The 26,469-nt window shown below is 65.5% G+C and carries 32 protein-coding genes and 1 pseudogene; 14 read left to right on the plus strand and 19 right to left on the minus strand.

Annotated features, from left to right (window positions below; translation table 11 throughout):
- Positions 1-155: 155 nt before the first annotated feature.
- Together ACIA76_RS42510 and ACIA76_RS42515 are read right to left on the minus strand one after the other, a co-directional pair.
- A pseudogene (locus ACIA76_RS42510) lies at positions 156-692 on the minus strand (IS3 family transposase); the annotation flags it as partial.
- Positions 689-991: a transposase gene (locus ACIA76_RS42515; RefSeq protein ID WP_397161103.1), complete on the minus strand. Its 303-nt coding sequence runs from the start codon at positions 989-991 to the stop codon at positions 689-691. The gene ACIA76_RS42515 and the pseudogene ACIA76_RS42510, both read right to left, overlap by 4 nt.
- Positions 992-1,587: 596 nt before the next feature.
- On the opposite strand from ACIA76_RS42515, the gene ACIA76_RS42520 reads away from it, so the two are divergent.
- The 3 genes from ACIA76_RS42520 to ACIA76_RS42530 all read left to right on the plus strand — a co-directional run bounded on the left by ACIA76_RS42520 (position 1,588) and on the right by ACIA76_RS42530 (position 3,349).
- A complete protein-coding gene (locus ACIA76_RS42520; RefSeq protein ID WP_397161105.1) occupies positions 1,588-2,235 on the plus strand; it encodes a phosphate signaling complex PhoU family protein in 648 nt (215 codons plus the stop codon).
- Between the two features lie 213 nt (positions 2,236-2,448).
- Positions 2,449-2,634, plus strand: coding sequence for a hypothetical protein (locus tag ACIA76_RS42525; protein ID WP_397161107.1), 186 nt, complete (start codon positions 2,449-2,451; stop codon positions 2,632-2,634).
- A gap of 484 nt (positions 2,635-3,118) precedes the next feature.
- Positions 3,119-3,349 carry a hypothetical protein gene (locus ACIA76_RS42530; protein ID WP_397161109.1) on the plus strand — a complete coding sequence of 77 codons (231 nt, stop codon included), beginning with the start codon at positions 3,119-3,121 and terminating at the stop codon, positions 3,347-3,349.
- Positions 3,350-3,398: 49 nt separating this feature from the next.
- Here the strand turns inward: ACIA76_RS42530 and ACIA76_RS42535 are convergent, their stop codons facing one another.
- From ACIA76_RS42535 to ACIA76_RS42550, 4 genes are all read right to left on the minus strand, one after another.
- Positions 3,399-4,268 carry an SAM-dependent methyltransferase gene (locus ACIA76_RS42535; protein ID WP_397161111.1) on the minus strand — a complete coding sequence of 290 codons (870 nt, stop codon included), beginning with the start codon at positions 4,266-4,268 and terminating at the stop codon, positions 3,399-3,401.
- Positions 4,269-4,849: 581 nt separating this feature from the next.
- The gene (locus ACIA76_RS42540) at positions 4,850-5,104 is read right to left on the minus strand and encodes a hypothetical protein (RefSeq protein ID WP_397161112.1); all 255 of its coding nucleotides are present in this window, start codon (positions 5,102-5,104) and stop codon (positions 4,850-4,852) included.
- A gap of 2 nt (positions 5,105-5,106) precedes the next feature.
- Complete coding sequence (locus ACIA76_RS42545) at positions 5,107-5,478, minus strand: hypothetical protein (protein ID WP_397161113.1); 372 nt, start codon at positions 5,476-5,478, stop codon at positions 5,107-5,109.
- A gap of 169 nt (positions 5,479-5,647) precedes the next feature.
- Positions 5,648-6,100 carry a hypothetical protein gene (locus tag ACIA76_RS42550; protein WP_397161115.1) on the minus strand — a complete coding sequence of 151 codons (453 nt, stop codon included), beginning with the start codon at positions 6,098-6,100 and terminating at the stop codon, positions 5,648-5,650.
- A 616-nt stretch (positions 6,101-6,716) separates the two neighbouring features.
- On the opposite strand from ACIA76_RS42550, the gene ACIA76_RS42555 reads away from it, so the two are divergent.
- From ACIA76_RS42555 to ACIA76_RS42570, 4 genes are all read left to right on the plus strand, one after another.
- Positions 6,717-7,994: a hypothetical protein gene (locus ACIA76_RS42555; protein WP_397161117.1), complete on the plus strand. Its 1,278-nt coding sequence runs from the start codon at positions 6,717-6,719 to the stop codon at positions 7,992-7,994.
- 77 nt (positions 7,995-8,071) lie between these two features.
- A complete protein-coding gene (locus tag ACIA76_RS42560; RefSeq protein ID WP_397161119.1) occupies positions 8,072-10,102 on the plus strand; it encodes a tetratricopeptide repeat protein in 2,031 nt (676 codons plus the stop codon).
- A gap of 547 nt (positions 10,103-10,649) precedes the next feature.
- Positions 10,650-11,057, plus strand: coding sequence for a hypothetical protein (locus ACIA76_RS42565; protein WP_397161121.1), 408 nt, complete (start codon positions 10,650-10,652; stop codon positions 11,055-11,057).
- Between the two features lie 102 nt (positions 11,058-11,159).
- Positions 11,160-12,170, plus strand: a complete 1,011-nt coding sequence (locus tag ACIA76_RS42570) for a YihY/virulence factor BrkB family protein (RefSeq protein WP_397161123.1) — start codon at positions 11,160-11,162, stop codon at positions 12,168-12,170.
- Positions 12,171-12,197: 27 nt separating this feature from the next.
- Here ACIA76_RS42570 and ACIA76_RS42575 read toward each other — a convergent pair whose 3' ends face one another.
- On the minus strand, positions 12,198-12,452 hold the full coding sequence (locus tag ACIA76_RS42575; protein ID WP_397161125.1) for a MerR family transcriptional regulator: 255 nt from the start codon (positions 12,450-12,452) through the stop codon (positions 12,198-12,200).
- 529 nt (positions 12,453-12,981) lie between these two features.
- Here ACIA76_RS42575 and ACIA76_RS42580 point away from each other — a divergent pair.
- Entirely contained in the window at positions 12,982-13,356 is a 375-nt protein-coding gene (locus ACIA76_RS42580; RefSeq protein ID WP_397161127.1) for an STAS domain-containing protein, read from the plus strand.
- A gap of 201 nt (positions 13,357-13,557) precedes the next feature.
- Here the strand turns inward: ACIA76_RS42580 and ACIA76_RS42585 are convergent, their stop codons facing one another.
- Both ACIA76_RS42585 and ACIA76_RS42590 read right to left on the minus strand, forming a co-directional pair.
- Positions 13,558-14,199, minus strand: a complete 642-nt coding sequence (locus ACIA76_RS42585) for a lysostaphin resistance A-like protein (protein ID WP_397161128.1) — start codon at positions 14,197-14,199, stop codon at positions 13,558-13,560.
- Complete coding sequence (locus tag ACIA76_RS42590) at positions 14,196-15,092, minus strand: NAD(P)H-binding protein (protein ID WP_397161130.1); 897 nt, start codon at positions 15,090-15,092, stop codon at positions 14,196-14,198. Before ACIA76_RS42590 ends, ACIA76_RS42585 begins: the two co-directional genes overlap by 4 nt.
- Before the next feature lie 449 nt (positions 15,093-15,541).
- On the opposite strand from ACIA76_RS42590, the gene ACIA76_RS42595 reads away from it, so the two are divergent.
- Positions 15,542-16,009 (plus strand): hypothetical protein, encoded by a 468-nt coding sequence (locus ACIA76_RS42595; RefSeq protein ID WP_397161132.1) that lies wholly within the window; start codon positions 15,542-15,544, stop codon positions 16,007-16,009.
- A gap of 126 nt (positions 16,010-16,135) precedes the next feature.
- On the opposite strand, the gene ACIA76_RS42600 is transcribed toward ACIA76_RS42595, so the two are convergent.
- The 9 genes from ACIA76_RS42600 to ACIA76_RS42640 all read right to left on the minus strand — a co-directional run bounded on the left by ACIA76_RS42600 (position 16,136) and on the right by ACIA76_RS42640 (position 20,195).
- A complete protein-coding gene (locus ACIA76_RS42600; protein WP_397161134.1) occupies positions 16,136-16,684 on the minus strand; it encodes an alkaline shock response membrane anchor protein AmaP in 549 nt (182 codons plus the stop codon).
- Positions 16,681-17,220, minus strand: coding sequence for a DUF6286 domain-containing protein (locus tag ACIA76_RS42605; RefSeq protein WP_397161136.1), 540 nt, complete (start codon positions 17,218-17,220; stop codon positions 16,681-16,683). Before ACIA76_RS42605 ends, ACIA76_RS42600 begins: the two co-directional genes overlap by 4 nt.
- Positions 17,217-17,540, minus strand: a complete 324-nt coding sequence (locus ACIA76_RS42610; RefSeq protein ID WP_397161138.1) for an Asp23/Gls24 family envelope stress response protein — start codon at positions 17,538-17,540, stop codon at positions 17,217-17,219. Before ACIA76_RS42610 ends, ACIA76_RS42605 begins: the two co-directional genes overlap by 4 nt.
- Positions 17,537-17,725: a hypothetical protein gene (locus ACIA76_RS42615; protein WP_397161140.1), complete on the minus strand. Its 189-nt coding sequence runs from the start codon at positions 17,723-17,725 to the stop codon at positions 17,537-17,539. The genes ACIA76_RS42610 and ACIA76_RS42615 overlap by 4 nt, the downstream gene beginning before the upstream one ends.
- Before the next feature lie 2 nt (positions 17,726-17,727).
- Complete coding sequence (locus ACIA76_RS42620) at positions 17,728-18,213, minus strand: Asp23/Gls24 family envelope stress response protein (RefSeq protein ID WP_397161142.1); 486 nt, start codon at positions 18,211-18,213, stop codon at positions 17,728-17,730.
- 95 nt (positions 18,214-18,308) lie between these two features.
- On the minus strand, positions 18,309-18,653 hold the full coding sequence (locus tag ACIA76_RS42625) for a hypothetical protein (RefSeq protein ID WP_397161144.1): 345 nt from the start codon (positions 18,651-18,653) through the stop codon (positions 18,309-18,311).
- Entirely contained in the window at positions 18,650-19,030 is a 381-nt protein-coding gene (locus ACIA76_RS42630) for an Asp23/Gls24 family envelope stress response protein (RefSeq protein WP_397161145.1), read from the minus strand. The genes ACIA76_RS42625 and ACIA76_RS42630 overlap by 4 nt, the downstream gene beginning before the upstream one ends.
- Positions 19,027-19,638, minus strand: coding sequence for an Asp23/Gls24 family envelope stress response protein (locus ACIA76_RS42635; RefSeq protein WP_397161147.1), 612 nt, complete (start codon positions 19,636-19,638; stop codon positions 19,027-19,029). The genes ACIA76_RS42630 and ACIA76_RS42635 overlap by 4 nt, the downstream gene beginning before the upstream one ends.
- On the minus strand, positions 19,629-20,195 hold the full coding sequence (locus tag ACIA76_RS42640) for an RNA polymerase sigma factor (RefSeq protein ID WP_397161149.1): 567 nt from the start codon (positions 20,193-20,195) through the stop codon (positions 19,629-19,631). Before ACIA76_RS42640 ends, ACIA76_RS42635 begins: the two co-directional genes overlap by 10 nt.
- Before the next feature lie 90 nt (positions 20,196-20,285).
- On the opposite strand from ACIA76_RS42640, the gene ACIA76_RS42645 reads away from it, so the two are divergent.
- The 5 genes from ACIA76_RS42645 (at position 20,286) to ACIA76_RS42665 (ending at position 25,305) form a co-directional block, all read left to right on the plus strand.
- The gene (locus tag ACIA76_RS42645) at positions 20,286-20,573 is read left to right on the plus strand and encodes a CsbD family protein (RefSeq protein WP_397161151.1); all 288 of its coding nucleotides are present in this window, start codon (positions 20,286-20,288) and stop codon (positions 20,571-20,573) included.
- Positions 20,574-21,201: 628 nt separating this feature from the next.
- Positions 21,202-21,531 (plus strand): ArsR/SmtB family transcription factor, encoded by a 330-nt coding sequence (locus tag ACIA76_RS42650; protein WP_397161153.1) that lies wholly within the window; start codon positions 21,202-21,204, stop codon positions 21,529-21,531.
- Positions 21,532-21,629: 98 nt separating this feature from the next.
- Positions 21,630-23,462: a phosphoenolpyruvate carboxykinase (GTP) gene (locus ACIA76_RS42655; RefSeq protein WP_397161154.1), complete on the plus strand. Its 1,833-nt coding sequence runs from the start codon at positions 21,630-21,632 to the stop codon at positions 23,460-23,462.
- Positions 23,372-25,120, plus strand: a complete 1,749-nt coding sequence (locus ACIA76_RS42660; protein WP_397161156.1) for a SulP family inorganic anion transporter — start codon at positions 23,372-23,374, stop codon at positions 25,118-25,120. Before ACIA76_RS42655 ends, ACIA76_RS42660 begins: the two co-directional genes overlap by 91 nt.
- Positions 25,117-25,305: a DUF5313 family protein gene (locus ACIA76_RS42665; RefSeq protein WP_397161158.1), complete on the plus strand. Its 189-nt coding sequence runs from the start codon at positions 25,117-25,119 to the stop codon at positions 25,303-25,305. Before ACIA76_RS42660 ends, ACIA76_RS42665 begins: the two co-directional genes overlap by 4 nt.
- Here the strand turns inward: ACIA76_RS42665 and ACIA76_RS42670 are convergent.
- Positions 25,292-25,756 carry a hypothetical protein gene (locus ACIA76_RS42670; RefSeq protein ID WP_397161160.1) on the minus strand — a complete coding sequence of 155 codons (465 nt, stop codon included), beginning with the start codon at positions 25,754-25,756 and terminating at the stop codon, positions 25,292-25,294. The genes ACIA76_RS42665 and ACIA76_RS42670 overlap by 14 nt on opposite strands.
- Positions 25,757-26,469 lie beyond the last annotated feature (713 nt).

A 26,469-nucleotide genomic window follows, 5' to 3' on the forward strand; every position in this document is an offset into this window, starting at 1 on the left:
CAAGACGCTGGGATGGCGCACTCCCGCCGAAGCCCTCGACGAACACCTACGATCGCTCCAACAACCCGGTGTTGCGACGACCGATTGAATCCGTCTTGGCTGCCGCGATCGCTATGGAACACAACCCCTTTCGGTGGCCGGCGACGGCCGATGGCCCTGGCGAGGGCGTCGGTGACCAGCGATGTGCGCATGTGGTCGGCGATCGCCCAGCCGACGACAGCGCGGTCGTGCAGGTCGATCACGGTGGCCAGATACGCCCAACCGGTCCACGTCTTCACATAGGTGATGTCGCCGCACCAGTGCTGATTCGCCGCCGTGGCGGTGAAGTCGCGGCCGATCAGATCCGGCGCGTCCACCGGCTTCGATCCTCGGATCGTGGTGCGCCGGAACGGTTTCGGGAATCGCCCTTGCAATCCGGCGGCACGCATCAGCCGCCACACCCGCTTACGCGAAACACGCCGCCCGGTCGCGACCAGTGCGGCATGTACGCGCCGCACGCCCGGATCGCCGCGCAGCTTGGCGTGGATCGCCTCGATCAGCAATGTCAGCATCCGATCGTCCCGGTCCCGGTCGCTGCGACCGCGGCCCCGCCACGCGTAGTAGCCCGACCGAGACACGTCCAATTCCCGGCACATGAACTCGATCTCGAAATCTCCCGAAGCAGCCCAGTCCGCGATCGCGGCGAATTTCACCGCTGGTCTTTCGCGAACCAGGTCGCAACTTTTTTTGCGAACGCGACCTGCATCTTCAACTCCGCGTTCTCCGCACGCAACCGCGCCAACTCGACCCGCTCCGAGTCGGTCGACCCCTCGTCAGCCGGATCATCCGATCCGCCGGACTCCCTCGCCTTACGCACCCATTTCCTCAACGTCATCTCATGCACACCGATATTGCGTGCCACCTCGGCCACCGGCCGACCCTCACCCAGAACGAACGCCACCGCCTGAGCCCTGTACTCCTCGGTGAAACTACGCCGCGTCGAACCCAACACCAAACTCCCGTACTACCGGGCAGCTACCACCCCCGTGTCCACCGAACCGGGAACGCTCCAGTTCGGTCATCGACATCCAGCGACGCATGCAGGCGAGCGCGAGAGTCCGGCGTCCGGCCGGGAGACACCACACCAGATGGTGCCCCCGCCGCTGCCGGGCATCTCCGGGCGGGCGAGCGCGGCGCGCACCGGCTCGAGTCGTCGATCATCGTGCGGGTGACAGAAACAAAGGGTCTCCCGCAGGTGGCGCCATCGCAATGCGATCCGATACGGCCGGGCTACGAATACCGGTCTGTACCCGTTGGTTCTCGCGAGGGGTCTGGCGTGCATTGCCTCGGATACGGCAGGCTCCGGCGGGCGGTATGCATTGAGCCACTTCGCCCGACCGGAGCCTGTCTCGGCCCCGATGCACCCGACCGGAGCAAGTCGTACCTGCCGGGACCGGTCACCACCTCGGCACGTGTACACGCAACGATGAGCCACGAGCTGTACATCCCGCCCGAGGCCGCCCACCGATAACAGACCGGTAATCCGTTGTTCCCCTAATTTTTCGGGTCTTAACCGGCACGGGAACCATTGCGGGGCGAAGATGAGTCATGCGGACGCACTACCGTCACAGCCTCGACCACCTCGCCGACCAATTGCAGGTGATGTGCCTGAGTGACCGCGCCGCCATTGCCACCGCCACCGACGCTCTGCTGCGCGCCGATCTCGAGCTGGCCGAGCACGCCATCGATCGGTGCCGTCAGATCGACACCACGCGCGAGGACTGCGAACGCGCCGCGGTCAGGCTGCTGGCCCTGCAAGCACCGGTCGCCGGAGAGCTCCGGCAAGTGGTCACCGCCCTGCACGTGGTCGGGGATCTGGCCAGAATGGCCGCGCTCACCGAACACATCGCCAACATCGCCCGCCGCCGCCACCCCGCCCACGCGGTACCGGATACCCTGGCGCCCCTCGTGTCCCGCATGGGCGAGGCCGCCGTCGCCATCGCCACCAACGCCGCGGACGTCCTCGGCTCCCGCGACCCGCACGACGCGGCCCGACTCGACGGTCAGGACGACACCATGGACCGCCTGCACCACAACCTGCTCACCGCCGTACTCGCCGACGACTTCACCGGACCCACCACTACTGTTGTCGACCTCACCCTGCTCGGCCGCTACTACGAACGATTCGCCGACCACGCCGTCCTCGTCGGCCGCCGAACCTTCTTCATCGCCACCGGCGAATACCCCGACGAATAACGCGCTACGCGGACGTACACACACATTTTCTACCGCAACGGAACCATCGGGGCAACACCGACTCTCGATCGAGGGCGGGCATAGAACCCGGAAACTTGCGGACCTGTCGGCTCGTCGACAGAAGGCGTTCGACGGGGGATGGGGTCTCGTTGCTGTCGCGGTCGGGTCCCCGCCCACGCGGGCGCCATTGCCACCGTGGGTGGCCTGACCGCAGTGATCGAGCACAGCTATGTCGATGACACCGGCACCAGCCATCACGAGCTGAACCTCCTGTTCGCCGCCGAGATCGCCGGGGCCGCGGTCAGCCAGGAGGAGCACCTCGAATTCTTTTGGCTCCCAATCGATCAAATCACGACGACGGATCTACGACCGGCCGCGATGAACGAGGCCCCGCGATAGAGCTCGGGTATTCCGCTGTGGCGCACGTAGATCCGACCGTGGCGCAGGCGGTCTCCGCGAAGAATTCCCGGCCACCTACTGGCTCTGACCGCTGAATTGCCTGCGCATGAATCATCGAGTGGATCGAGGAGTGCCGTGCGGACCCGGTCTCTGAACGCCGCTATGGCTGCCGCCCGCGCAGCCGACGTTCGCGTCTCCGAGATTTTGCAGCAAACCGACAAGACACCGCTCGCAGCGGGAATCTATCGTGATCGGCGAGTCGCGGTGAAGATCCTGCTCGACCCGGATCCGTTTTGGGCCGACAAGTGGCGTCATGAATTGCGTGTCTACCAAGTCTTCGACCACACGCCATCGACTGTGTCTGCCCCGAGGTTGCTTCATACCGATGATCGGCAACTGATGGTTCTGGAGTGGGGCACCGGGCGGCGACTCGATAACGACCACTACCCCACAGCGAGCCCTGGCCACCGCCGAGATCGTAGGAGTGTCCAGGTTCAACCAGTGGCAACCACCGACGGGAGTTCTCGGTACCGTCTTCGACTACCCGGGCCGCTTCCGCCGTTACCACGAGATGGGTTATCTCACGGCCGCTCACCACGCCACACTGCAGCGACTCCTCACCGTCGCAGGCGCTGTTGATGAACCCAATCATGGTGACCCGCTGGCCAGTAACATCCTGATCGGCTCCCACGACGAGATCGTCTTGCTCGACTGAATTCCCCCGGTGAGTCCGGAGTCTCCGGACTCACCGGGGTGGCTCAGGGTTATTCGGCCGGCTTCCGTCCCACCGCGGCGTACCCGGCGGCGGCCGGTTCGAGGACCACGGCGCGCAGCAGTGTCACATTCGACGCCGGTCGCGACTCTTCCCTCTCGGGCACTGGTTGCGGCTGTTCCCCGTCGGGGTACCAGCTGTCGATCGCGACGATGCCGGGCTCGACCAATTCCAGATCCCTGAAGAATCGCGAAACTCCTTCGCGGGTACGCGCCTCCATCGCGATGCCGCTGTGCCGATACGCCTGGACCGTACCCTCCACTATCTGCGGATCGAAATCGGTGGTCAGGTGTGTCATCACCAGATACGACCCCGGCGCCAGCGGCTCAAGCAGCGTGTCGATGATGTCGTAGATCCGTTCGCCGGGAACGAAATGACACAGCGCGATCAGGCTCAGCGCGACCGGCTTTCCAAAATCGAGCGTCTGCTGCACCGCGGGGTCGGCCAGGATTCGTTCCGGTTCGGTCACATCGGCTTCCGCATACCGGGTCACCCCCTCCGGCGTCCCGGTCAACAGGGCCCGGGCGTGGGCCAGCACGATCGGATCGTTGTCGACATACACCACCCGGGAGTCGGGCGCGGTTTCCTGCGCGACCTGATGCAGATTCGGTTCGGTAGGAATGCCGGTGCCGATATCGAGGAACTGGCGCACGCCCAGATCGCTCAGATACCGCACCGCGCGGATCATGAACGCGCGATTGCCCCGGGCCACCTCCCTGACCGACGGGATGGCCTGCTCGATCTTCTCCGCAGCGGCACGATCGGCTTCGTAGTTGTCCTTGCCGCCCAAGAAGTAGTCATAGATGCGTGCGCTGTGCGGTAGGTCCGGCCTGATATCCACCGGCTTGTCACGGTCGACCACAATCCACTCCTCACTCCACCGATCACGTCTCTCGCCTCTGCCTCGAGTCAACCACCACAACCCGCACAGCCACACCACAATCCGAATGACAATGCCGCCCGACGACACAGGGAGCCAGCTCTGCCCGAGGTCGGCGGCGTCGCGCATCACCGCGCATCAAACAGAAAGGCTCTTCGTCAACGTGGGCCCGAACAAGACGAATCGCCCACCGGCGCCGTGACCGGCTTTTGGCACATCGAAGTTCGGCCAATTCCCAACGCGCCGTCCGGCATCCTTCTTCGGTTGGCAGTTCGTTCGAAAGTGCCTGAGCGCCAACACTCGGCGAGCGAAACCGGTGCCCGGGACCGGCGTGTACGCGAACCTCGCCGTAGATCTTGTTGTGCCAGAAAGTGGTAGCGGCTTGCTCGGCTCGCCGCGGCGATCGAGGGAGGTGTGATGACCGAGAGCAAATCGGCCGAGGAACAGCGGCCGCGACACCGGTGTCCAGACCAGTCCGTCGGACTTGTGGAGTCTGCCGCCATGCCGGCCGCACCGATCGCCCGTAAGGATGCGGGTGAGGATGCCCAACTCCGCCTCCGACCTTATCGTCCGCCCCGATGCCTCGAGCACTGGCGGACAAGCTCGGACACCGCGTCGGGCTCCGCATGCGCACGGGCACCGACGAGTTCATTGATCATGTGAGTACCCGCAGCGCCGTCGAGCGGCTCCAGGCGCCGCACCTCCGCCCCGTCGAGCAACAGCTCACTGAGCTGGCTGCTGGTCACCAACACCGCGCTCGCCGCACTGTTCGGCAGAAACGGCAGCACATGGGCGGAATCTGTCACGTTCTCCAGCACGATCAGGACCGACTTCTCCGCCTGAGACTGCGCAGACGATTTGCCCGCTCCGACAGCGTTGTCGGCATGACCATCGGCCGCACACCCAGCGCGCTCAAGCACGCCGCCAGCGCATCCGCGACCGACACCGGCTCGCACTGCACCGAGCCGAAATCGACGTGCAGCTCCCCGTCGGCGAATACGCTCGCCGCCAGCGCCCGCTCGACGCATCGCCGAATAAACGCGGTCTTGCCGACACCGGGAAGACCGGTGCACACACCCATCCGAGCCGTACCCGGCCTGCTCGACAACCAGGAGCCATCCTCCCACTCGAAATCCGGCTGCCGGTTGACGAACACCGGAGGCCCCGGCGGAATCTCATGCGGCACCAACATGCAGACCCTCCCACATCTCGACTCGACCACCGCGACCCCCGATGCTCCGACGAACCGGACTTTATCGTGACATCCCCCACCTGTTCGCCGCAGTTGCTATCGCAGCCCGTACGTTTCGTTCGAAGTCTGGTCGGGCTCTGCCCGCTGGCCGGCCACCCTGCGGACCGGACTACTGCTCCAGGCTCAGCTCGGCCACCAATGCGTCCCGAACTGCGGCTATCGCGCTGTCGCATTCGCGCTCGGCCTCGGTCACCGCGTCGCTCCACATCCCCTCGGAGCGCATTGTGACCAGGCGCTTGAGTTTTCGATGAGCGATGATCGCGCTCTCGGCGACATTCGGCCGGAGACGCTCGATACGCACAACCACACCCTGCAGCTCACGCAACACTTCATCGGTGGCGCCGACATCCGGTTCACAAAGCTGGCGAGCTGTCAGAAGGAATCGATCGCAGACATCCTCGAGATCTTTGCGACGTTCTCGTCCGCGGTCGAGCTCACGGGTGCGCACAGCTAGTTTGTCCGCGTTCCGCGCGGTCAGTCGCGCCATCACGATCCCGTTGACCACAGTGGTTACTTGACCGACGACCGCCACGATGGTGGTCAGCCAGAGCTGGAGTGTCATGGACCGACACATACCACCGCGGCCGCGACACGGCAGCCTATACAACGCACATCTTCCGCGGGCCCTGACCGAGTCGGCGGTTCACATGCGAGTACAGTGGTCGAGTTGTCGGTTTACAGGAGAGTGTCATTTGCGCCGAACATCGGATTCTGCAACACCGATCAAATCCGGCCATCCACACTGGATCACGGTCCAATCCACCCGAACCGTCCTCGTCGTGGTGCACACGATCACAGCATGGAACCGACTGGCGGACATACTCCCGGTATTTGATTCCGACTGGCGCATTCAGATTCTTTACACATTCCCGAATTCATCCAATGTCACCGGCGACGTCGAGAAACAGATCACCAGCGAAGGCGCAGTCGTCGTACCGTGGACTCGGGCCCTCAGCGACCAATTCGACCTGGCTATATCCGTCCACCACAGCGGAGAATTACACCGAATTTCCGCCCCCCTTGCCGTTCTATCCCACGGAATGGGATATACTAAACACGCGAGACGCGAGACGCGAGACGCGAGACGCGAGACGCGAGACGCGAGACGCGAGACGCGAGACGCGAGACGCGAGACGGTGTATGGCTTATCTCGGGAGTGGCTCGTTCATGACGGTGTGATGCCGGATGCGATCGTTCTCTCGCACGAGCACGAGTTGACCCGTCTGGCGAAAGCTGTTCCGGAGGCGGTGGATCGCGCAGTGGTGGCCGGCGATCCCTGCCTGGACCGGATGCGCGCCAGCCGGCAGATGCGACGCCAGTATCGGAGCGCACTGGGGGTCGAACCGGATCAGCACGTGGTCACTGTCTCGTCGACGTGGGGGCCGAATTCTCTGCTGGGCCGCCACCCCGATCTCATCGCGGCGCTACTCGGCGAGTTGACCCTGGACGATCACGTGGTCGCCGCCATTGTTCATCCCAACGCCTGGTTCGCTCACGGCCAGTGGCAGCTGCGGACTTGGCTCGCAGACGCGTTGCGGTCCGGATTGCGGCTCATTCCGCCGGTGATCGGTTGGCAGCACACGATTTTGGCCTCCTCGGTGGTGGTCGGTGACCATGGCGCTGTCACCGCGTATGCGGCATCGAATGCGATTCCGACCCTGCTGGCGTCGTTTCCCGAAACCGAAGTCGCTCCCGGCTCCGCGGTCGATGTCCTCGGCCGTACCGCGAAGCGCCTGGATCCTTTGCGCTCCTTCTCCGAACAGATCTCGACCGCACGCACCGAGAACGTCCCCGGCGACGTCGCCTCGATCGCGGAGCTGGCCAGTTCGAGACCCGGCGAATGCGCCCAGTTACTGCGCTCCACCTTCTACCGTCTGATGGATCTATCCGAACCGTCGACAGCGGTACCGGTATTTCCTTATGCCGCAACCGATCTCCATCCGAACCGACAGCCGGTACAAGCATGTTGGCTGGCGTGCGACCCGCACACCGTCGGCAGTGGCGCCGCGGTCCGGGTACGCCGATGGCCGGCCGATGTGACCGTCGCCGGCGGCCGCGGCCCACGGGCCGTACCGACATATCTCGCCGTCGACAGCGAACATCCCCGCCGTGACCTGTACAGCAACGCCGACATCGTCGTTGTCGGCGATCTCGGCGATCCTGACATCGACAGTCGGCTCGCCGATATCGTGCGCACTCGACCTGCCTGCTCGATCGCTGTCGCGGTCACCGGCCCCACCCATCTCCGCATACATCATCGCCGACTCGGCCCGGTCGGCGCCGAGCTTTCCTCTCCGATCACCGGAGTATCGGACGTGTCCGCGGTCGCCGCGGCGATTCACGACCGCCATATCGGCGGACCATCCGATCAGCTGCCCTCGGCAACGGCGGTGCTTCTCGGTTCGCAGCGGCTCTCGGTCGTGATCACCCCGGTGATCGAACCGCCCGCAACCTGATCCGCCGCGATCTCCAAGCTTCGCAATTCGATTCGGCTACAGTAAGCCGGGCAGCGTCGTGTCGAGGGGAGGCCGCAATGAGCCAGAACGGTTGGGCCCCATGGGCAGAACCATTCGTGGACCGGGTGCCGGTCATGGCGGCCATGGCCGATTGGACCCGCCGATGCCGAGACCGCAAGATCCCCAGCCGAATGTATCTCCACGCCATCACCGGGATGGGTGTATCGAGTACCGCCACCCAGTTCTCGAAGAACTACCAGGACGCGATCGGCGCTCTGGTGTGGGAATCCGGTCGCCGATCCGATAACACGGCTGTCCCCTTCGGGGAGATGATGACCGGCATCTTGCGGCAACTAAGAGCACCTGAGGGCTACGAGAAGTGCACAGATGCCGAGAAAGCCGCGATCCTGGCGGCCATCTGCCGCGATCCGCACCGGAAATTCGTTCTGGTAGTCGACGACTACCCCAACCCGGCACAGCTCGCCGATCTCATTCCGGCGGACGCGCCCGGTGTTACCTTCATCGCGACGAGCACAGCCCGGAACGACATTCTGGACCGGCAGAGATTCAAAGACTTCAAAGTGACCGAGCTGCCACCGGATGAAGCACACCGCCTGTTCCTCAGCATCCTTGACGACACCGTCGACGAACTCGACGACACGGTGATTTCTTCGTTGGTCGAGCTGTGCGACGGAATTCCCCTGCTGGTACGCATACTCGCCGCGCATATCCGCGGGCGGGCGCCTCGTGCGCAGCATATGCTGACAAAGCTGCGGAAATCTCGCCTGCACCTGCTGGAGCTCGACAGCTCCGCGAGATTCACAACGTTTCTGAACACTACCTACGATGAACTCTCCACCGAGCAAGCCACGGCATACCGATGGCTCGGCTCCCTGCTCGCTGCCAACTTCTCACTCGACGCCGCCACGGCGGTACTGAAAGTCACCACCGAAGACACCTTCACTGTCTTGGAGGATCTCGTCGACCTCAATCTTCTCGGCGTCGACAAAACCACACATCGCTACTCGATGCATCCCGTCCTACGCGAGGACGCACGCCGACGAGCGCTGGCCATCGATACACAAGCAACACCCCACGAGATAGAGCGGCGCTGGACTTCCTGGTTTCTGCGTAAAGCCTTACCGCGTGGAGGCGCGATATCGCAGCGCTGGTGGGTCGATCCGGTCGCCCAGCTGTTGAACACCGGACACCCGGGGTCCGGGCCGACTCGCAGCGAATCGTTGCAGTGGTTCGAACTCGAATCAGCCAACCTCGTCTCGATCGCGCGGACCGCGAACCGCAATGGTTTTCACGACACCGCGTGGCAGCTGTGCGTGGTGATATGGAAATACCTGCACATCCACGGGCTACACGACATCTGGATCGATACCCATCTCGCCGGCCTGGACTCCGCTCGAACACTTCATCACGACGCTGCCATCATGCAGCTCACCAACCAACTCGGCGCGGCCTACCTCGAACTTGGCCAATACGACGACGCCCGCCGTCATTTCACCGAGTCCCTCGCCGCCGCCCGTCGGCTGCACCATATTCTCGGAGAGCAGAGCGCCCTCGAATGGCTGGGAAAGATCGCCGCAGCCGACAAGGATCCGCTGGGCGCCCTCGATCTCTACCGGCAATCCGGCGAGGTGGTCGACACTGCCGGGCCTGGACAGCTGGACAAGATTCAACAAGAGCGCGTGCCCGCGATCCTGTGCCTGCAACAGATTCGCGCCTATGTCGACATCGGATGGTGGGACCGCGTCGTGGCCGAAGCGCCGCTGGCGGAGGGCTATTTCGGCAGAACCGACACCGACGAGACAGACAACCTCGCCAAAACCGCCCTCGTAGTCGGCCGAGCACTGCTCGCTCTCGGCAACACCGATGCCGCGATCCTCAAATTCCGTGCGGCCCTGGCATCCTTCGAGACAGACGGCACCCGCCGCCACCAAGCCGATGCGCATTACCGGCTCGGCCAGGCGTATACCACCGCGGGTCAGCGGGACGCCGCCATTCGCGAGTACCACTCAGCCCTGAACTACTACGGGAGTATCGCCCACCCACGCGCGAAAGAGATCGCACAGATACTCGACAACCTCGACGGGTGACAGATCGCTTGGGCAGCACGGCATTCGGCAGGCTTCCGCTGAAGATTCGGAGTCCTATACGGTTTGCCCCATACCACCGTCGACGCTGGCTTCTCGACGGGCCAGGAGCTCCCGGTGGTAGCGCGCCAGGTCGAGTGCGATCCGGTGGATCGCCGCGTTGATCTGCCGGTTTCTGGTGCGGTACAACCGATGTCGGACGGGACCGGACGTTGAGCGGACAGTCGCCGACGTCGAACCCCGCACGTGCACGGCCCTGCCGTCATCACACGCTCGGATGACCAACGCCTGAGAACAACACGGCGACAGCAACATTCGTCTCCCACCGACATACGGTGCCGCCACGGAATGCGGCCGGAGCCGCTGATCAGGCGCTCTCCGAGATGGGTGCTCGCCGTCGGTAAGATGAATCTTCTTGTGGTGCTGCCTTTTTTGGCACTACTCGGCTGTCAGCGGTGCCGGATCGGCGGTGGGTATGGTTACGAACGGTGTGATACGCGAAACCTGGGATCGGGTGGTCGCGTCCGATCCGGGGCTGCAGCGTCTACGGATGTCCCTGTCCGTGGCGGTGGCGATGACCACCACGATCGGTGTGGAATACGGGTTCGGGCGGCTGACTCATGCGAGTGACCGGGGGCTGCTGGTCGCGATTCTGCTGGGCACTGTCATGGCGATGATGGGCTCGATGGCGTTGGGAGGCACACAGTCCTGGCTGAAGGTTCGCACTGCTGTCTTCTTTCCGGTCGCGATCGCGGTGGGGATGCTGCCGGGGACAGTGGTTGTGGGGCATACCGACCTGATGCTTGCTGGTCATGTCTTTGGCAGTGTTCATTCGCCGGTTCGGCACGGCGTATTTCTTCTACGGCTTCATGATCTGGATGGGGTACTTCTTCGCGGTATTCCTCGACGCTCGACTGTCGGACCTGCCGTATCGAATCGGCAACAGCAACTCCGGTAGCAGTGCACCGAAGGTCGAGGTCGCGGGCCGCCCCTCTCGCACGCCCGGGCCGCTGGTGCGGGCATATTGTCGACGTATTCGCCAGTTCGGGGAGAGGCCGCCATGTCACACGACGATCCGCCCACCGAGCCACTCCCGACCGACTCGGGCTGTGACTCGGCCGCCGCGGAGGCGGTCAGCGGCGAGCCGTCGACACCGCTGTCGTATCCGGTGGCGTTCGCGCGCGCGGTGGTCACCGCGTGGGATGACAGCCTCACCGATTGGGCCGCGGCGTTGACCTATTACACGGTGTTGGCGTTGTTTCCGATGCTGCTGGTGGTGATCTCGGTGTTCGGCCTGTCTCAGCCCGGGGCCACCCCGGAGGTGATCGATCATGTCAGTGCGGTCGTTCCGGCGCAGTCACGACAGTTGATCCGCGACGCGCTGCAGGCGATGACCCAGCAACGCTCGGATGCGTGGCTGCTGACCGGATTCGGCGTCGCCGGTGCACTGTGGTCGGGATCGAGCTACCTCAGCGTGTTCCGCCGCGCCATCTACGCCATCTACCGCACCGACAGCCGTCGGCCGGTATGGAAAACCGCACCGCGCATCGTCGTGACCGCCGCGGTGGTGGTGACGGCGATGGTGGGAAGCGCGTTCGCGCTCGTAGTCACCGGGACAGTGGCTGCGCAGGTGGGGCGGGTGCTGCGCCTGGGTGAGGTGTCCCGGGCGGTGTGGGATGGGTTGCGGTGGCCGGTACTGCTGGTGCTGGGGGTGGCGTTGGTGCTGGTGCTCTACCGCGAGGGCCCCGCCCCCACTCGACCGGTGCGCCGCATGGCCCCCGGCGGCGTGCTGGCCGTGCTCGTGACCCTGGCGTGCTCGGCTGGTTTCACGGTCTACGCCGCCCACGCGGCCACCTATCACCGTCTCTACGGGTCGCTGGCCGGTCTGGTGATCTTCCTGGTCTGGGTGTGGCTGTCGAACCTGGCTCTGGTTCTCGGGATCCAGTTCAACGCCGAACTTGCCGCGACACGACCCGCCGATCCGGTCGCAGATCCGCCGACGTCACCCCGGGCGGCGCCAGGAGGAACGTCCCGGACGGGCAAGGACCCCGAGAGCGACACCCGAGCCTGATGTCTGCGCGCCGGCGCGCAGGCGTGGTCAATCCTGCTGGGAGAGTTTCGTGTTGAGCTCGCGGGCTTCGGAGAGCTGGTCTTCGAGGATGATGATCCGGCACGCCGCGTCCATGGGGGTGCCTTGGTCGAGGAGCTCGCGGGCCCGCGCGGCCAGGCGCAGCTGGTAGCGGGAGTAGCGGCGGTGCCCGCCCGATGAGCGTTGCGGAGTGATCAATCCGGCTTCGTCGAGGCTGCGCAGGAACGCCTGGGTCGTGCCCAGCAGGTCCGCGGCCCGGCCCATCGTGTAAGCGGGGTAGTCGTCGTCGTCGAACCTCTCGTTCGCGGTCGTGGAATCAGGAATCGTGGTACCTCCATACGACGAGTGCCCCCGGTGCCGTCGTACGGCACCGGGGGCACTGAGGGGAATTACTAACCATCGCCCGACATATCACTGTGACATCGGCCGTCGCCCGGGCAAACCTCTTCACGGGCGACGCGACGGCGGGCAACTCCTCCTTTCTCCTCACTGCGTTACTTCATCTTCCGTGCACTTCACCTTGCGTACTCGGCAGCCAAGGACCGGCACACTTCCCGGTCCACACGTCAGGGCTGCTGCCCTCCACTTCACGGGCAGTTCGTCATCTCCCGCGCCATCAGACTTCCTTTTCTTCCGACTCGACAAAAACTACCCTAACCTTCACCGAATGTCTACAGTCGACACAGAAGATTTTCCCCTGTCCTGGTGCGCAGTCCGGGACTCGGGAGTTACATTCACCTGTGGAAGGTGCGGGGCTCGGGAGCCTTGCCACCCCCGGAAAGGACTGCACGACATGCAGAACCGCGGACACGGGCGCGACACCGGGACCGACCGCCTCCTCACTGCCGCCGTAACCCACACCGACAGCGCGGTGATCGTCACCGCCTCCGGCGAAATCGACCTCGTCTCCATCCAGCATCTGCAGGCTGCGATCGATCAAGCCATCGCCGACCCGGCACCGGTCCTGGTCGTCGACCTGTCCGAGGTCGGATTCATCGGCTCGACCGGACTGGCTGTGCTGCTGGCCGCTCATCACAACGCCGCCCCTCGCCCACTGCGAATCGTCGCCTCACCACAGGCCCGACGCCCCATCGAGGTCACCGGCCTGGCACAGATCCTCACCGTCTACCCCGACCGAGCCGCCGCTCTGAGCGACCTCACCGTCTGACCGACAGGAAGAAGTCGGAAGAAGGCGTCTACGGTGAGTACCCACGACGAGAAACCCGGCCAGATCGCTCGGAAATGAGCACAGCGCGTGGACGTTCTTGTCCGCCCTGCGGGCACATCCGAGGGCGGATGGGTTCGGGCGAGTCGAGTGGAAGCACTGGCGGGGATCGCCGCCGGCGACAGTGAACACTGGCGATGGATGTCATGTCACGACGTGGGTGAGTCCGCCGTCCGCGGAGAACAAGGCGGGCAGGCCGCACACCATCAGGGTTGACCAGGTCAGATGGGTCAGTATCGGTGCCCGGATGCCGCCGGTGGCACGGCGTTGTACGCCGAGCAGGGTCCCCATCACCGCGGCGGCGAGGATCAGCGCGGGATTGCGCGTCGCGGTGGTGGCCAGGCAGTAGACGCCGGTGGATACCACCACCGGATGCCGTCCCGCCGTCTCGTAGACGGGGCCGCGGAAGAAGATCTCCTCGGCTGCCCCGCTCACCAGCGCGATCAGCAGCGGCCGCGTCATCGACGAGCCTCGGGAATACCGCAGAACGTGGCGGATTGCTCGGTCCAGCATCGGGATCCGGCGCGCCACCAGTGCACCCGAGGTGAACACCCCGAACGCGACGGCGCCGGTCAGCGGCGCGAGGAGCGCATCCCGGGACCGCCCGCGTGCGGCGAACCGTGGTGGACCGCAGGCGAATCCGCCGACCGTCCACGTGGCGGCGGTAGCGAGGCCGAGCCGGTAGAACCGGGGCGAATCCGGGCGCGCCGTCAGCGACTCGCGCAGCAGCCCCGACCCCAACACGCCGAGCGCGGTGAGGGCCGCGCGGCGCGACGCGCGGTTCATGCGGCTCGCCGGGCCTTGGCGCGTTGGCCGAGCGCGCGCAGGATCGCCTCGTCGTAGTCCATCGGTTCGAAGGGGATCAGGTTGCGGATGCTGTCGTCGCGGACCACGGTTTCGTTGACCATCGACTCGATCAGTGAACGGCTGGTCCGCGGGTCCACGTCGGTCACCAGGGACAGCCACAACGACGACATCCGCGGCGACAACAGCGGAACCGGCAGCACCAGCAGCGGCCTGCCCTCGATGGCCGCCAGCCGGTGCAGCATGTCCCCATAGGTCAGCATTTCCGGGCCACCGATCTCGAAGGCGCGGCCGTCTGTTGCCGGGCAGTCCAGCACGCCGACCAGGTAGCGGATCACGTCATCGAGGGCGATGGGCTGGGTCCTGGTCCGCACCCACCTCGGAGTGATCATCGCGGGCAGATGTTCCACCAGCTGACGAGTCATCTCCCAGGAAATCCCGCCGTGACCCACGATCACCCCCGCGCGCAGCGTCGTGACCGGCACCCCCGCGACCCCCAGCAGATGCTCTACCGCCCTGCGACTGCGCAGGTGTGTGGACAGATGGTCCCCGTCGGCCCCCAGACCGCCGAGGTACACGATGCGCGACACGCCCGCCTCGGCCGCCGCCTGCCCGAACCGTCGTGCCGCGGCGGCGTCGCGCTGTTCGAACGTCGGCTCGTCGAGCGAGTGCACCAGGTAGTACGCGACCTCGCAGCCGGCCAACGCCGCCTCCAGCGATTCGACATCGTGGACGTCACCGCGCACGGGCGCGCCCGCCCCTCGATACGACCGCGGCCGCCGCGTCATCGCGCGTACCGCGTGTCCCGCCGCCTCGAGCTTCGGACACAATGACCTACCGACGAACCCTGACGAGCCTGCCACCAGCACTTCCATTTTCGATCCCTCTCCCTGCGCATGGAGCCGAATCGCCTATTGCCAAAAGATAGCTGACGACAGATAGAGGCAACAGGCGGACGTGACCCATTCGACTCCGCCGAGTCTGTCCGCTCGACAGTCGCGCGCGAACGCACCTCTCGACTTCCGTTGACGATCAGCCTCCGCCACTTTCATGGCCACCACCTCGGCTGCTCATCGTGATCCTGTCCGCCCGGGACCGTTGGCAGGCGTGGGGCGTTGCGCGTCGAATTCCGGTGGATCGGTGCCACGGTCAAGAACAAACCCTATCTATAACCCAGTCTGAGACATCGGCACGCCCCCAGAGCTTCCTGTGGTCATTTCGTTCCATTGGCGGCGAGTTCATCAGCTGCGACTCAACAGCCGTTGACCAGCAGGCGATAGTTGTGTGACCGCGCCTATGCAGTAACCGTCCGGTTGCCGCGATCGTGCTCGCGACCTACCCGGCCGTATTGGTTCTTTTGGGGCTCGTGCATCCAGGGTGGTTTGCGTGGGCGCTAGCCGGTAATTCGCTTGGCGCCGACGTCATCAGTGTCAGACCGGAAACGACAGACAGGGATGCAACCATGGTGCACGCCAGAAGTGTGGGAACAGCGCTCGCGATCGTCGCCGTGATAGGTGCCGCCCTGCTCAGTTCCTGCGGTCAGCAGGCCAAGGAGATCGTGAACAAGGGCGGCGACACGCCGTGCAACGAATTCATCGGACAAGATTCCGATACCCAGCACATCACCGTTCGCAAGTACCTCAACGAGCAGCGTGCCACCACGACGGCTTCGGTCGACGACCGGACTGTCGATCAGGCGATCGGTGTGATCGACCTGATGTGCCGGGGTCAGGCGAATCCGAAGACGCCCATCCGGAATGCGGATCTCACCGGCATTCTCGTCCCCAAATAGGGGGCCGACCGTGATCAGGCGCCGAGCTTGCATACGGACCCGGAAGATCGTGGTGGCGGTGAGCACATGCCCGGACAGCGCGGAATCTCACCCAACGGATCCCGTTGCTGGCTGTGCTCGCGGATGTCAGTGCACCCGGAGTTCGAGTGTCACTGGGATCGCGTCGGCCTCGAGGGCCTGGCGTAGCCGGGGTACCCCGTGACCGAGAATGCGTCGGCGTAGCTCGATCACATCCGTATCGGGCGTCATCGTGACCTGCAGATGCAATTCCGGCGCGCCCCCGGGCCCTGCCATCCATACCGATGCGGACCGCACGCCGGGGTAGCCCTCGATGTCGGCGGCGACCGGAGCGGCGGCGGTATCCGATGTCAGGGTCGTGGATCCGGTCGAGACATCGTGGCCGACATGCCATTTCACGGGTTTCGGCCGTCGGCGTACCTGGACGGCCAGCCAGCGCAGGCACAGCAGCGCCACGACAGTCGCGACCGCGATCGCGACCCAGAATACCCAGGTGGGTGGCGCCGCCGTGCCCGGCACCAGGGTGGCGTCGCGGTCCAGGCGATGCAGTCGGCCGGTGTAAGCGGCCACGGCGCCGACACCGCCCACAATCAGTATCAGTCCGACCATCGCGAGCACGGTTCGGTTCACCGCGGCCGGGCGATTGGCGACACTCATCGCGTCCCCCTGTTCTTCGTTCGACGCAACCGCGCCACCACCTGCGGCGGAGCGGCCGGGCCGAGCTCGGCGAGGCGCTGTTCAACAGCGGCTCGCACCGGTTCGGTCAACTCCTGCGCAACGGCTCGTTCGGTGCGTGCCACCACACCGACACGGTTGCGTCGCAGTCTGATTCGTGCAGTCGATACGCCCTCGACCGTGTAGGCGGCCTCTCGCATCGTCGTACGCAGGCCGCGGCGGGTGATACCCGCGCTGAGGTCCTCCTCGGCTGTCAATGGAAGCACCACCGCGCGCCCCGGGACCAGCGCGCTCCCGAGCAGCAGCACGCCGATCACCAGCGCGGTCACGCCGGTGGCCAGGACCCACGAGCTGCGCCAGGTCGTGCCGTGCAACCAAGCCGCGACAGTGTCGTAGGAGACGAATTCGTGTGTGCCGGTGAGCCGTTGGATCAGCGACACAATCACCGCGACGCTGAGCGCGAGCGTCGCGACCGCCACCACGGTCGCCGCTGGTGTCCGGCGAGGTCGCCGCCTCATCGGACCCGCCCGGATTCGGCCGCCGGGTTCAACGCGGAGATCGCGATGTCCAAGCTGGACACCGAGACACCCGCCAGCTCCCGTGCACGCTCGATCAGATGCGCCCGGCACGCGTCTGCGACACGACCGATCGGCATCGGATACCGGATCGGCAGCTCGACGCTCAACGCGGCGGTGTCGGCGGTGACTCGGGCGGTGACTCTGACATCGTCGAGGACGCCGTCCACCTCCCGGGCCGCCCGGGCGACGATGCGCCGGACGGCCCGATCACTGACGGTCGTCACGCCCGGCAGATCGACGACCGCCTCCACGCCGCTCATCGCCGTCCTCGACGGCGAGCCGACCCCAGCAGCTCCGCCACGTCGACGTCGCCATCGAGCCAGCGGCCGACGAACAGGCCCAGCGCGGCAAAGACCAGCACGATGGCGAAGGCGCCGAAACCGCCGAACGCGGCGGCGAACCCGAGCGCGATCCCGGCAACGAGGCCTAGCGTTGTGGCGTTCACGATTACTCCACCCGATCCCGGGTCGGCCGCGGCTGGTCGTCGTCCTCGGGGATGTACACGTCGTTGATGTTGAGATTGACCTCCACGACCTCCAGCCCGGTCATCTGCTCGATCGCGGTGATCACGTTGCGCCGCACCGCCCGTGCCAGGTCGGCGATCGAAACGCCGTATTCCACCACGAGTTCCAGATCGACGGCGGCCTGTTTCTCGCCGACCTCCACCGAAACCCCTTGCCCCACACTGGCCGACGCGCCGGGAATGCGGTCTCGGATGGCGCCGAAGGCGCGGGCCGTGCCGCCACCGAGGTCGTGCACGCCGCGGGCCTCGCGAGCGGCCAGCCCGGCGATCTTCTGCACCACGGTGTCGGCGATCGTCGTGGTGCCCTTGTCGGTCACCAGCGCACTGCCCGAATTCCGTCCGCGGTTGCCGTTGTGCTGCTCGGCCGCAGCCTTGTCGGTGGTGCCCTTCTCGGTGGTTGTTCCGGTCACGAGTGCCTCCTTGTCGACGGTGTTGTCGCCGTTGCTTTTCGGCGCTACCTGTAGGACACGACCGCGACAAAATCGTCACGGCCCTTGCGCGTGATCTAAGTAACTGTTCCTTTGCTGTGTTCGAGGCCGAATACCGTGGCATCGAGATCGACAACAATCAGCCGCAGCACTGCCGCGGCCCATTCGGTAGCTTCGAGTAACGGTCTGATCGCCGATTCGACCTGTGCGGCAAGGGAAGTCAACGGCAGTGCGGTCGCGATCACCCGAATCTCCACGGTCGTCGGGGTCAACTCGACGGCAAAGGAGGCCGGCGACCACGGCAGCCACCCGGCATCATCGAGGCCGACCGGGATGGCCGGGCGCAGGCCGTCGATGTCGGAGACCGCGGTGGTCAGGGCGTCGATCAGCTTTCGAACGGGTGTCCGTCGTTTGATGGTCACCGCGGCTCCGGATCCACATCGAGAATCTGCACCGATACCTCGTCGACACGAACTCCGGCCTGCTCGGCCACCACGCGCATCACCTCCTGCTGTACCCGCACGCCGACCTCGGCGGCGCGGTGGCCGGCCGCGACCGCCAGATCGATCTGCACCGCCAGCACCCCATCGCCGGTGCTGCGCACCCGCACACCGTCGGTGGACGCGAACTCCTGTCCCGACCACAACCGTTTCCCGGCTCTGGTCAACGCGCCCACCAGTTCCCGCAGCCCGATTTCCAGTCGTGCGACCCCGGGAACCGCCGCGGCGGCGCGCGCCGCGAGTGCCGCGACGACGGTGTCGCTGACGACGAGTTCGGGTTCCGCCGCGACCTGGGTCATTGCGGCCCCTCCCGGTAGATGTCGTCGACGACGATATCGAGGCGCTGCACCCGCAGCCCGACCCGCCCGGACGCCGCGGCGGCCACCCGCTCGCGCACCTGCGGGATCAGATCACCGATCACCCCGTCGCTGCGCACCACGACGGTCAGTTCGACATCGACGATGGTCGCGCCCTCTGGTCCGCGGCCGACGTCGCGCACGCGGCAGCGCCGGGCGCGCACACCGGCGACGGTATCGGCGGCATAGCGCAGCACCACCGCCACGGCCTGCTCACTGATCACTACCGCACCGGGGACATCGGTCGGCAGCGGCAGCGTCTTGCCGCGTCGCATCTCCGCCTGCACCGCGGACATGATGCGGCCCAACAGATCCGGAGACGGCTCGTCGTCGGCCTCGATGAGTTCGCGGGTCGCGCCGCGCAGGGCCAGCAGACTCTCCCGAGCGGCGCGACAGTGTGGACAGTTCGCCTCATGGTCGTCCGTGGAGTCGGCCCGCGCCGAGTCCAGTCGCTGCCACACCCGCTCCAACGTGCGGCCGCACGGCAACACGTACTCGTCGGAATCCGTGGAGTTCGCGGCGTTGTCGTAGGTCCTGGGTTTCACCGCCACGGCTGCATCACCTCCGCCAATTGGGCCCGGGCACGCGCGATCCGCCCACGGACCGCGGTGACGTTCGCGCCGACTATCACGCCGATCTCCTCGTAGGACCGGCCGTGCACCTCCCGCAGCAGCCAGCAGGCCCGCTGCTCAGGAGTCAGTTCCTGCAGCGCCGTGGTCAGAGCTTCGAGTTGTGAGTTCACCTGTGCCGCATGGTCGGGCCGGGTGTCGGTACGCGGCGATTCGGTAAGGTCCGGGTCCAGATCGGTGATCGGACGCCGGGATCGCAGCACATTGAGACAGCGGTTGGTCGTCATCCGGTACAGCCAGCCCGAGAACGCGGCATCGTCCTGCAGTTGCGCCAAGCGCCGCCATGCGGTCAGGAAGACCTCCTGCGTCACGTCCTCGGCCTCACCCCGGTCGGCGAGCATCTTCACCGCCAGCCGATAGATCGGCCCTTGGTAGCGCATCACTAGCTGTTCGTATGCCCGTACATCACCGTCGCGTGCCCGACCGGCCAGGGTCGCATCGTCCGGTGCTGCTACGGGTGCCGCTTCGGTCGTGGTCACAGCACCTCCTCCACCGTTCACTGCCAAAGACACCGCGCATGGGCAAACCTCACGACGAGTATGAGTGATCGTTGTCTCATCGGTTGCTGCGTGACGATCACGGCGCGTGTGGCGTCCTGTCACTGTGCGCATCCAGAGCGGGTGCGCCTGTCGAACCGGAGGTATGCGATGTCTGTCAACGACAAGATCAGCGCCAAGGCCGAGGAAGTGGGCGGCAAGGCCAAGGAGGCCGCGGGGAACCTCACCGGCGACGACGACCTGCGTACCGAAGGCCGAGCCGATCAGGCCGAGGCCCTGATGAAAAACGCCGTCACCGACGTGAAGGACACCCTCGGCACCGCCGTCGACAAGGCCAGAAACCTGTTCGACCGGAAATGATTCTCTCGGCTCGGTGTCCGGACAACGATGTCCGGACACCGAGCCGACAGTGGTGTGGTCGGGTGTGCCGCCGGAAATGAGTCGAGTGGGGTGTGCCGAAATTCGTGTCGCGGTAATCGACGACGGGATGGTGTGATGATCCCGTGTCAGGGAGACGCCGCCAATATAGTTGCCGGAGAGGAGCTTTCACTGTTCGCGGCGGTGATCCGCACCCGGGTCCCGCCGGTGATCCGCTGGTGGCGCAGCAGCCGCCCGATCGCACCGGCGAACCGTCCTGCTCTAGCACCGGTACCCGGTCGGCAGCGAACACCCTCACCTCGGGGAACGCTGCCGACTGCCACAGCCCCGCTTCCCGCACCACTGCGTCTCCTGTCGCCGTCCGCACCACGCCGACCCGGTCGTCGACCGCCCCCGAAGATCGACTGTGCAGGCCGTACCGCACTAGCTGTAGAGCCTAAATCCCCTACTTCACGAATTTTCTGATTGCCTTGTTTAGTAAACAGATGACCAGGGAGTGACGGAGCAGGGCCGAGCACCTCACCGGGATAGTTTCCCTGTTTGCTAAACTCTGCAATCAGCAAGGCGGCGCTTGCCAAGCGCCCACCACCGACGAAAGGGAGCGGCTCGCATGCCAGGACTACAACGGCCGCTCTATCAGATGAAAGCCGACTTCTTCAAAACCCTCGGCCACCCGGTCCGCGTCCGCGCCCTCGAGCTGCTCAGTCAGCGTGAATACGGCGTGGCGGAGATGCTCGACGAGATCGGCATCGAGGCCGCGAACCTGTCGCAGCAGCTGTCGATCCTGCGCCGCGCGGGGCTGGTCACCGCTCGCCGTGAAGGTCTGTCAGTGACCTACGCGATCACCAGCCCCGAAGTGGCCGAACTTCTCGCTGTCGCCCGCGCTATCCTCATCGGCGTCGTCGCCGACCAGGTCGAAGCACTCGAACAACCCGCCTGACCCCGCACGCTCTGCCCGCAAAGAGCGGGCAGCTTTACCCGCTGATTGCAGACTTTCTAAACTAAACACCTAGCGTTTTTATGAAGGAGACAACCATCGTGACCGATCTCTCGACCTGCGCTCCCGGCACTGGGCTGACACCGACCGACCATGCGGGCATCCTGACCTGGGTTGCCGAGGTCGCCGAGTTGACCGCTCCCGCCCGGATCGTGTTCTGCGACGGGTCGCGCGCCGAATGGCACCGGCTCACCGGGGCGCTGGTCGACAAGGGCACCTTCGTGCCGCTCGAGGCGAAGCCGAATTCGTTCTGGTGCGTGTCCGATCCCGAGGACGTGGCGCGGGTGGAGGACCGCACCTTCCTCTGCTCCGAGGACCCGGCCGATGCCGGCCCGACCAACAATTGGGTCGATCCGGTCGACATGCGCACCGTCATGACCGAGCACTACCGCGGCGCGATGGCCGGGCGCACCATGTATGTGATCGCCTTCTGCATGGGGCCGCTGGACGCCGAGGATCCAAAGTTCGGTGTTCAGATCACCGACTCGGAGTACGTGGCGGTGTCGATGCAGATCATGACCCGTTCCGGCATGCTGGTGTGGGAAAGGCTCGGCATCGGTGCGGAGTTCGTCAAATGCCTACACTCGGTGGGCGTCCCGCTGGCCGACGACGAGGCGGATGTGCCGTGGCCGTGCGACAGGACCAAATACATCTCGCATTTCCCGGAGCGCCGGGAGATCTGGAGTTACGGCTCCGGGTACGGCGGCAATGCGCTGCTGGGCAAGAAGTGCTTCGCGCTGCGGATCGCGTCGGTATTGGGGCGTGATGAGGGCTGGCTGGCCGAGCACATGCTGATCCTGAAACTGACCTCCCCGCAAGGGAAGACGCATTACGTGGCCGCGGCGTTCCCGTCGTCGTGCGGCAAGACCAACCTCGCGATGCTGGAGCCCGCACTGGCAGGCTGGCAGGCCGAGACGATCGGCGACGATATCGCCTGGCTGCGGTTCGGCGCGGACGGGCGGCTGTACGCGGTCAACCCTGAGGCTGGGTTCTTCGGCGTGGCACCCGGCACCGGGGTCAAGACGAACCCGAACGCGATCGCCACCATCCAGTTGGGAAATTCCGTCTTCACCAACACCGCCCGCACCGACGACGGTGACATCTGGTGGGAAGGCCTCACCGACGACACCCCGGCATATTTGATCGACTGGCGCGGCAGGAGCTGGACCCCGGAGACAGGAACGCCTGCAGCGCACCCGAATTCGCGCTATTGTACGCCGATCGCGCAGTGCCCGTCGGTGGCGCCGGAGTGGAACGATCCCACCGGAGTGCCGATCTCGGCGATCTTGTTCGGCGGCCGCCGCGCCACCACCGTGCCGTTGGTGGCGGAATCCTTCGATTGGGCGCACGGTGTGTTCACCGCCTCGGTGCTGTCGTCGGAGACCACCGCAGCGGCGGCCGGTCAAGTCGGTGTGGTGCGGCGGGACCCGATGGCGATGTTGCCGTTCCTGGGCTATCACGTCGGCGACTACTTCGCGCACTGGCTGTCGCTAGCCGACCGCGACGGCGCCCGATTGCCGAAGATCTTCCAGGTCAACTGGTTCCGCCGCAGCGCCGACGGGAAGTTCCTCTGGCCGGGCTTCGGTGACAACGTCCGCGTCCTGAAATGGGTCCTCGAGCGGCTCGACGGCGACGGCGACGCCATCGAGACTCCGATCGGATACGTCCCCGCACCTGGGGCGCTGGATCTGACCGGCCTGGGCGAACGCGCTCGGTCGCTGGTCGCGGCGGCGCTGGCGGTGGATGTCGACGAGTGGATCACCGAGACCGCCTCTATCGACGAGTGGTACGCCGCCATCGGCGACTACCGGCTCCCCGAGCAGCTGCGCGAACAGCTGGCGGCCCTGAAACTGCGCCTGGCGAAGACGCTGTGAACACGCTCGCCCTGCTGCCGCGCTTCTCGGACTGGAAACCGGCGCTCCGCTCCCCCGGCGCGGATCTATTGTCTGGTCTGGTCGTCGCCCTCGTCGCGCTTCCGCTGGCGCTGGGTTTCGGCATCTCCTCCGGGCTCGGCGCCGCCGCAGGCATGACCACGGCGATCGTCGCGGGTGCGGTCGCGGCGGTGTTCGGTGGTTCCCGGTTCCAGGTATCGGGGCCGACCGGCGCGATGACCGTGGTCCTGGTTCCGATCGTCCACCGGTACGGCGGGGGTGGGGTGCTGGAGGTGGGGCTGCTGGCCGGTTTCGTGCTGGTGGCGCTCGCGGTCGCCGGGGTCGGGCGAGCTGTGCGCTACATGCCGGCCCCGGTGATCGAGGGCTTCACCGCCGGTATCGCCGTCGTCATCGCGCTGCAGCAGTTCCCGGCGGCACTCGGTATCTCGCATGCGGCGGGTGAGAAGGTCTGGAAGTCGGCGTATGACGCTGTCCGCCAATACATTTCCCAACCACACCACCTGACGTTGGCGACCGCGCTGATGGTGGCGGCGGTCGTGCTGATCGGTGGCCGATACCTGCCGAAGCTGCCGTTCGCGCTGCTCGCCGTCGCCGCAGCGACCACCGTGGCGCGAATCTTCGAGCTGGATCTCACTCCGATCGGGCAGATTCCCTCCGGATTGCCCGCTCCCACCATCGGATTCGTTCATATCAGCGAGCTCGGCTCGCTGATAGCGCCCGCGCTGGCGGTCGCCGCGCTGGCCGCGTTGGAGTCGCTGCTGTCAGCCACCGCCGCCGACGCGATGGCTGTAGGCACTCGCCACAACCCGGACCGCGAACTGCTCGGCCAGGGACTGGCCAACATCGCAGCGCCTCTGTTCGGCGGTGTCCCGGCGACCGGCGCCATCGCCCGCACCGCGGTCAACGTCCGCTCCGGCGCTCGCACCCGGCTCGCCGCGCTCACCCACGCCGTGGTGCTGGCCGCTGTCATCTATCTCGCCGCCCCGCTCGTCGCCGACATCCCGGTCGCGGCCCTAGCCGGTGTGCTGCTGGCGACTACGGTGCGCATGGTGGAGACCGCGTCGCTGGCCGCGATCGCCCGAGCCTCGAGGGCGGATGGGGTGATCATGGTGGTCACTTTTGCTGTCACCGTCGCCCTGGATCTGGTCACCGCGGTGGCTGTCGGCGTTGGCATCGCGATCGTGCTCGCATTGCGCGCGGTCGCGAAAGAGGCACGGCTACAGCAGATTCCACTCAAGGATACGGCCGAGGGCATCAGCCAACTCACCGAGGAACATCAGCTGCTGCACGATCACATCGTTGCCTACCGCATCGACGGGCCGCTGTTCTTCGCCGCCGCTCACCGGTTCCTGCTCGAACTAGCGCAGATCGGTGACGTCCGCGTGGTCATCCTGCGTATGTCTCACATCAGCACCATCGACACCACCGGCGCACTCGTCCTCAAAGACGCCATCAGCAAACTCGAACACCGCCACATCACCGTGCTCATGTCCGGCCTGCGCGCCGACCACCGCCGCCGGCTCGCCCCTTTCGGCGCCCTGCCCGCAGGTGGCGACGCGCATCTGTTCGATCACACCCCGGACGCGATCGCCTACGCCCACGGTCGAATACCCACGGTGACGACGGGAGCTGCCACATGAGCGCCTTGACGAAACCGACACCGGCACAATGGATCCGCTACCTCTGCGGCGGCGTTCTGCCCGCTTCGATGTCCGGCTGGCAGATCGACGACCTCACCGGTCCCGGAGCTGCCCGTCGCTACCTGCTGCGCATTCTCGTCCCGATCATCGCGCCGCTGTGCCTGTTCTTGCTCATCCCGGGTTGAACGGCTGAAGACTGAAGCCCTCGGCGCCACCATGGACGAAGATCGCCACCGAGAGTGCGATGACGATTACCAGTTCGATCCCGAGCATGACGACACTGACAACCTCCGACACCTGCACGCCGCGGATGGAGAGCGCCACAGCAACTGCGCCGGCGATCAGGGCGGGCCACAGCCACGAGAAGCTGCCCCAATCTTGACTTTTCGCAACATCGGAAACGAACGCATCGAAGCTCGCGCAACCGCCCACCGCGAGCGCACCGTAGGCGCCGAACAGGGCCCAGCCGGTCAGGAAGCCGGGACCTCGCCCGGCTGCCCGCTCGATGAATGCGTAGAACGAACCAGCCGAGGACACCTTGCGGCTGTACTGTCCCACAGCCCATGCGGTGGGGATGATCGCGATCAGCGACAACAAGAAGACAAGCGGTGTAACCGAGGAGAGCGCTATGGGCATGGGATCACTACAGTAGTCGACATAGTTGCCGAGTACACGCAGGTTCGAAATCCTTTTCGAGCAGCAACCGGGGCCTAGGCCACCTCACGCGAACAGAGGAGACGAGCTCGGTCGCGTTACCAATCCACGAACACACGAATGATCTTAGAGACAATTGGTCTGTTATGGGTGATCTTGCGAGTGTCGTGCACACCCAAGCCGGATAAGTCCGGACCAGCAGGTGGAGACACGCAGCGGAGAAAGAGACAATGGGCCGCGCGCTGACACCCTGACTCCTGAGTGGGAAACCGCCGACGCTGCGACCGTAGAACGCGAGGATAAAGCGCGTGGTAACGCGATCGTGAGCCGCCAAGACTTTGGAAGAGCTGAACAGGGCGCGAGACGCGGCGTTCAAGGAGCTGAACAAGGGAGGCCGCCTGCTCGAACGACCACCGGGACTAGAGCACACAAAGGAGGCGGTTATTCGAGTGGGAGTCATGTTGGTTGTCAAGACAGATGAGTCGGTTGTTGTCCATCAGCTGACGCCGAATCAACAGTTGCACCTCGACCACCACCCCAGCCTCCTCGGCTCACCACGCGGCATACTCGCGATGCTGCAACCGACGACCCTCGCTACTTAGACGGTGTCTCATGTCGTTGATTTCGCCAGTTTCTTGTAGCACGTCAATGCCGCAGCGAGGGTGAGGAAGCCGAGAAAGTGCGTGGCCTTGCGG

This window comes from Nocardia sp. NPDC051570 (assembly GCF_044454005.1).
Lineage (GTDB): Bacteria > Actinomycetota > Actinomycetes > Mycobacteriales > Mycobacteriaceae > Nocardia.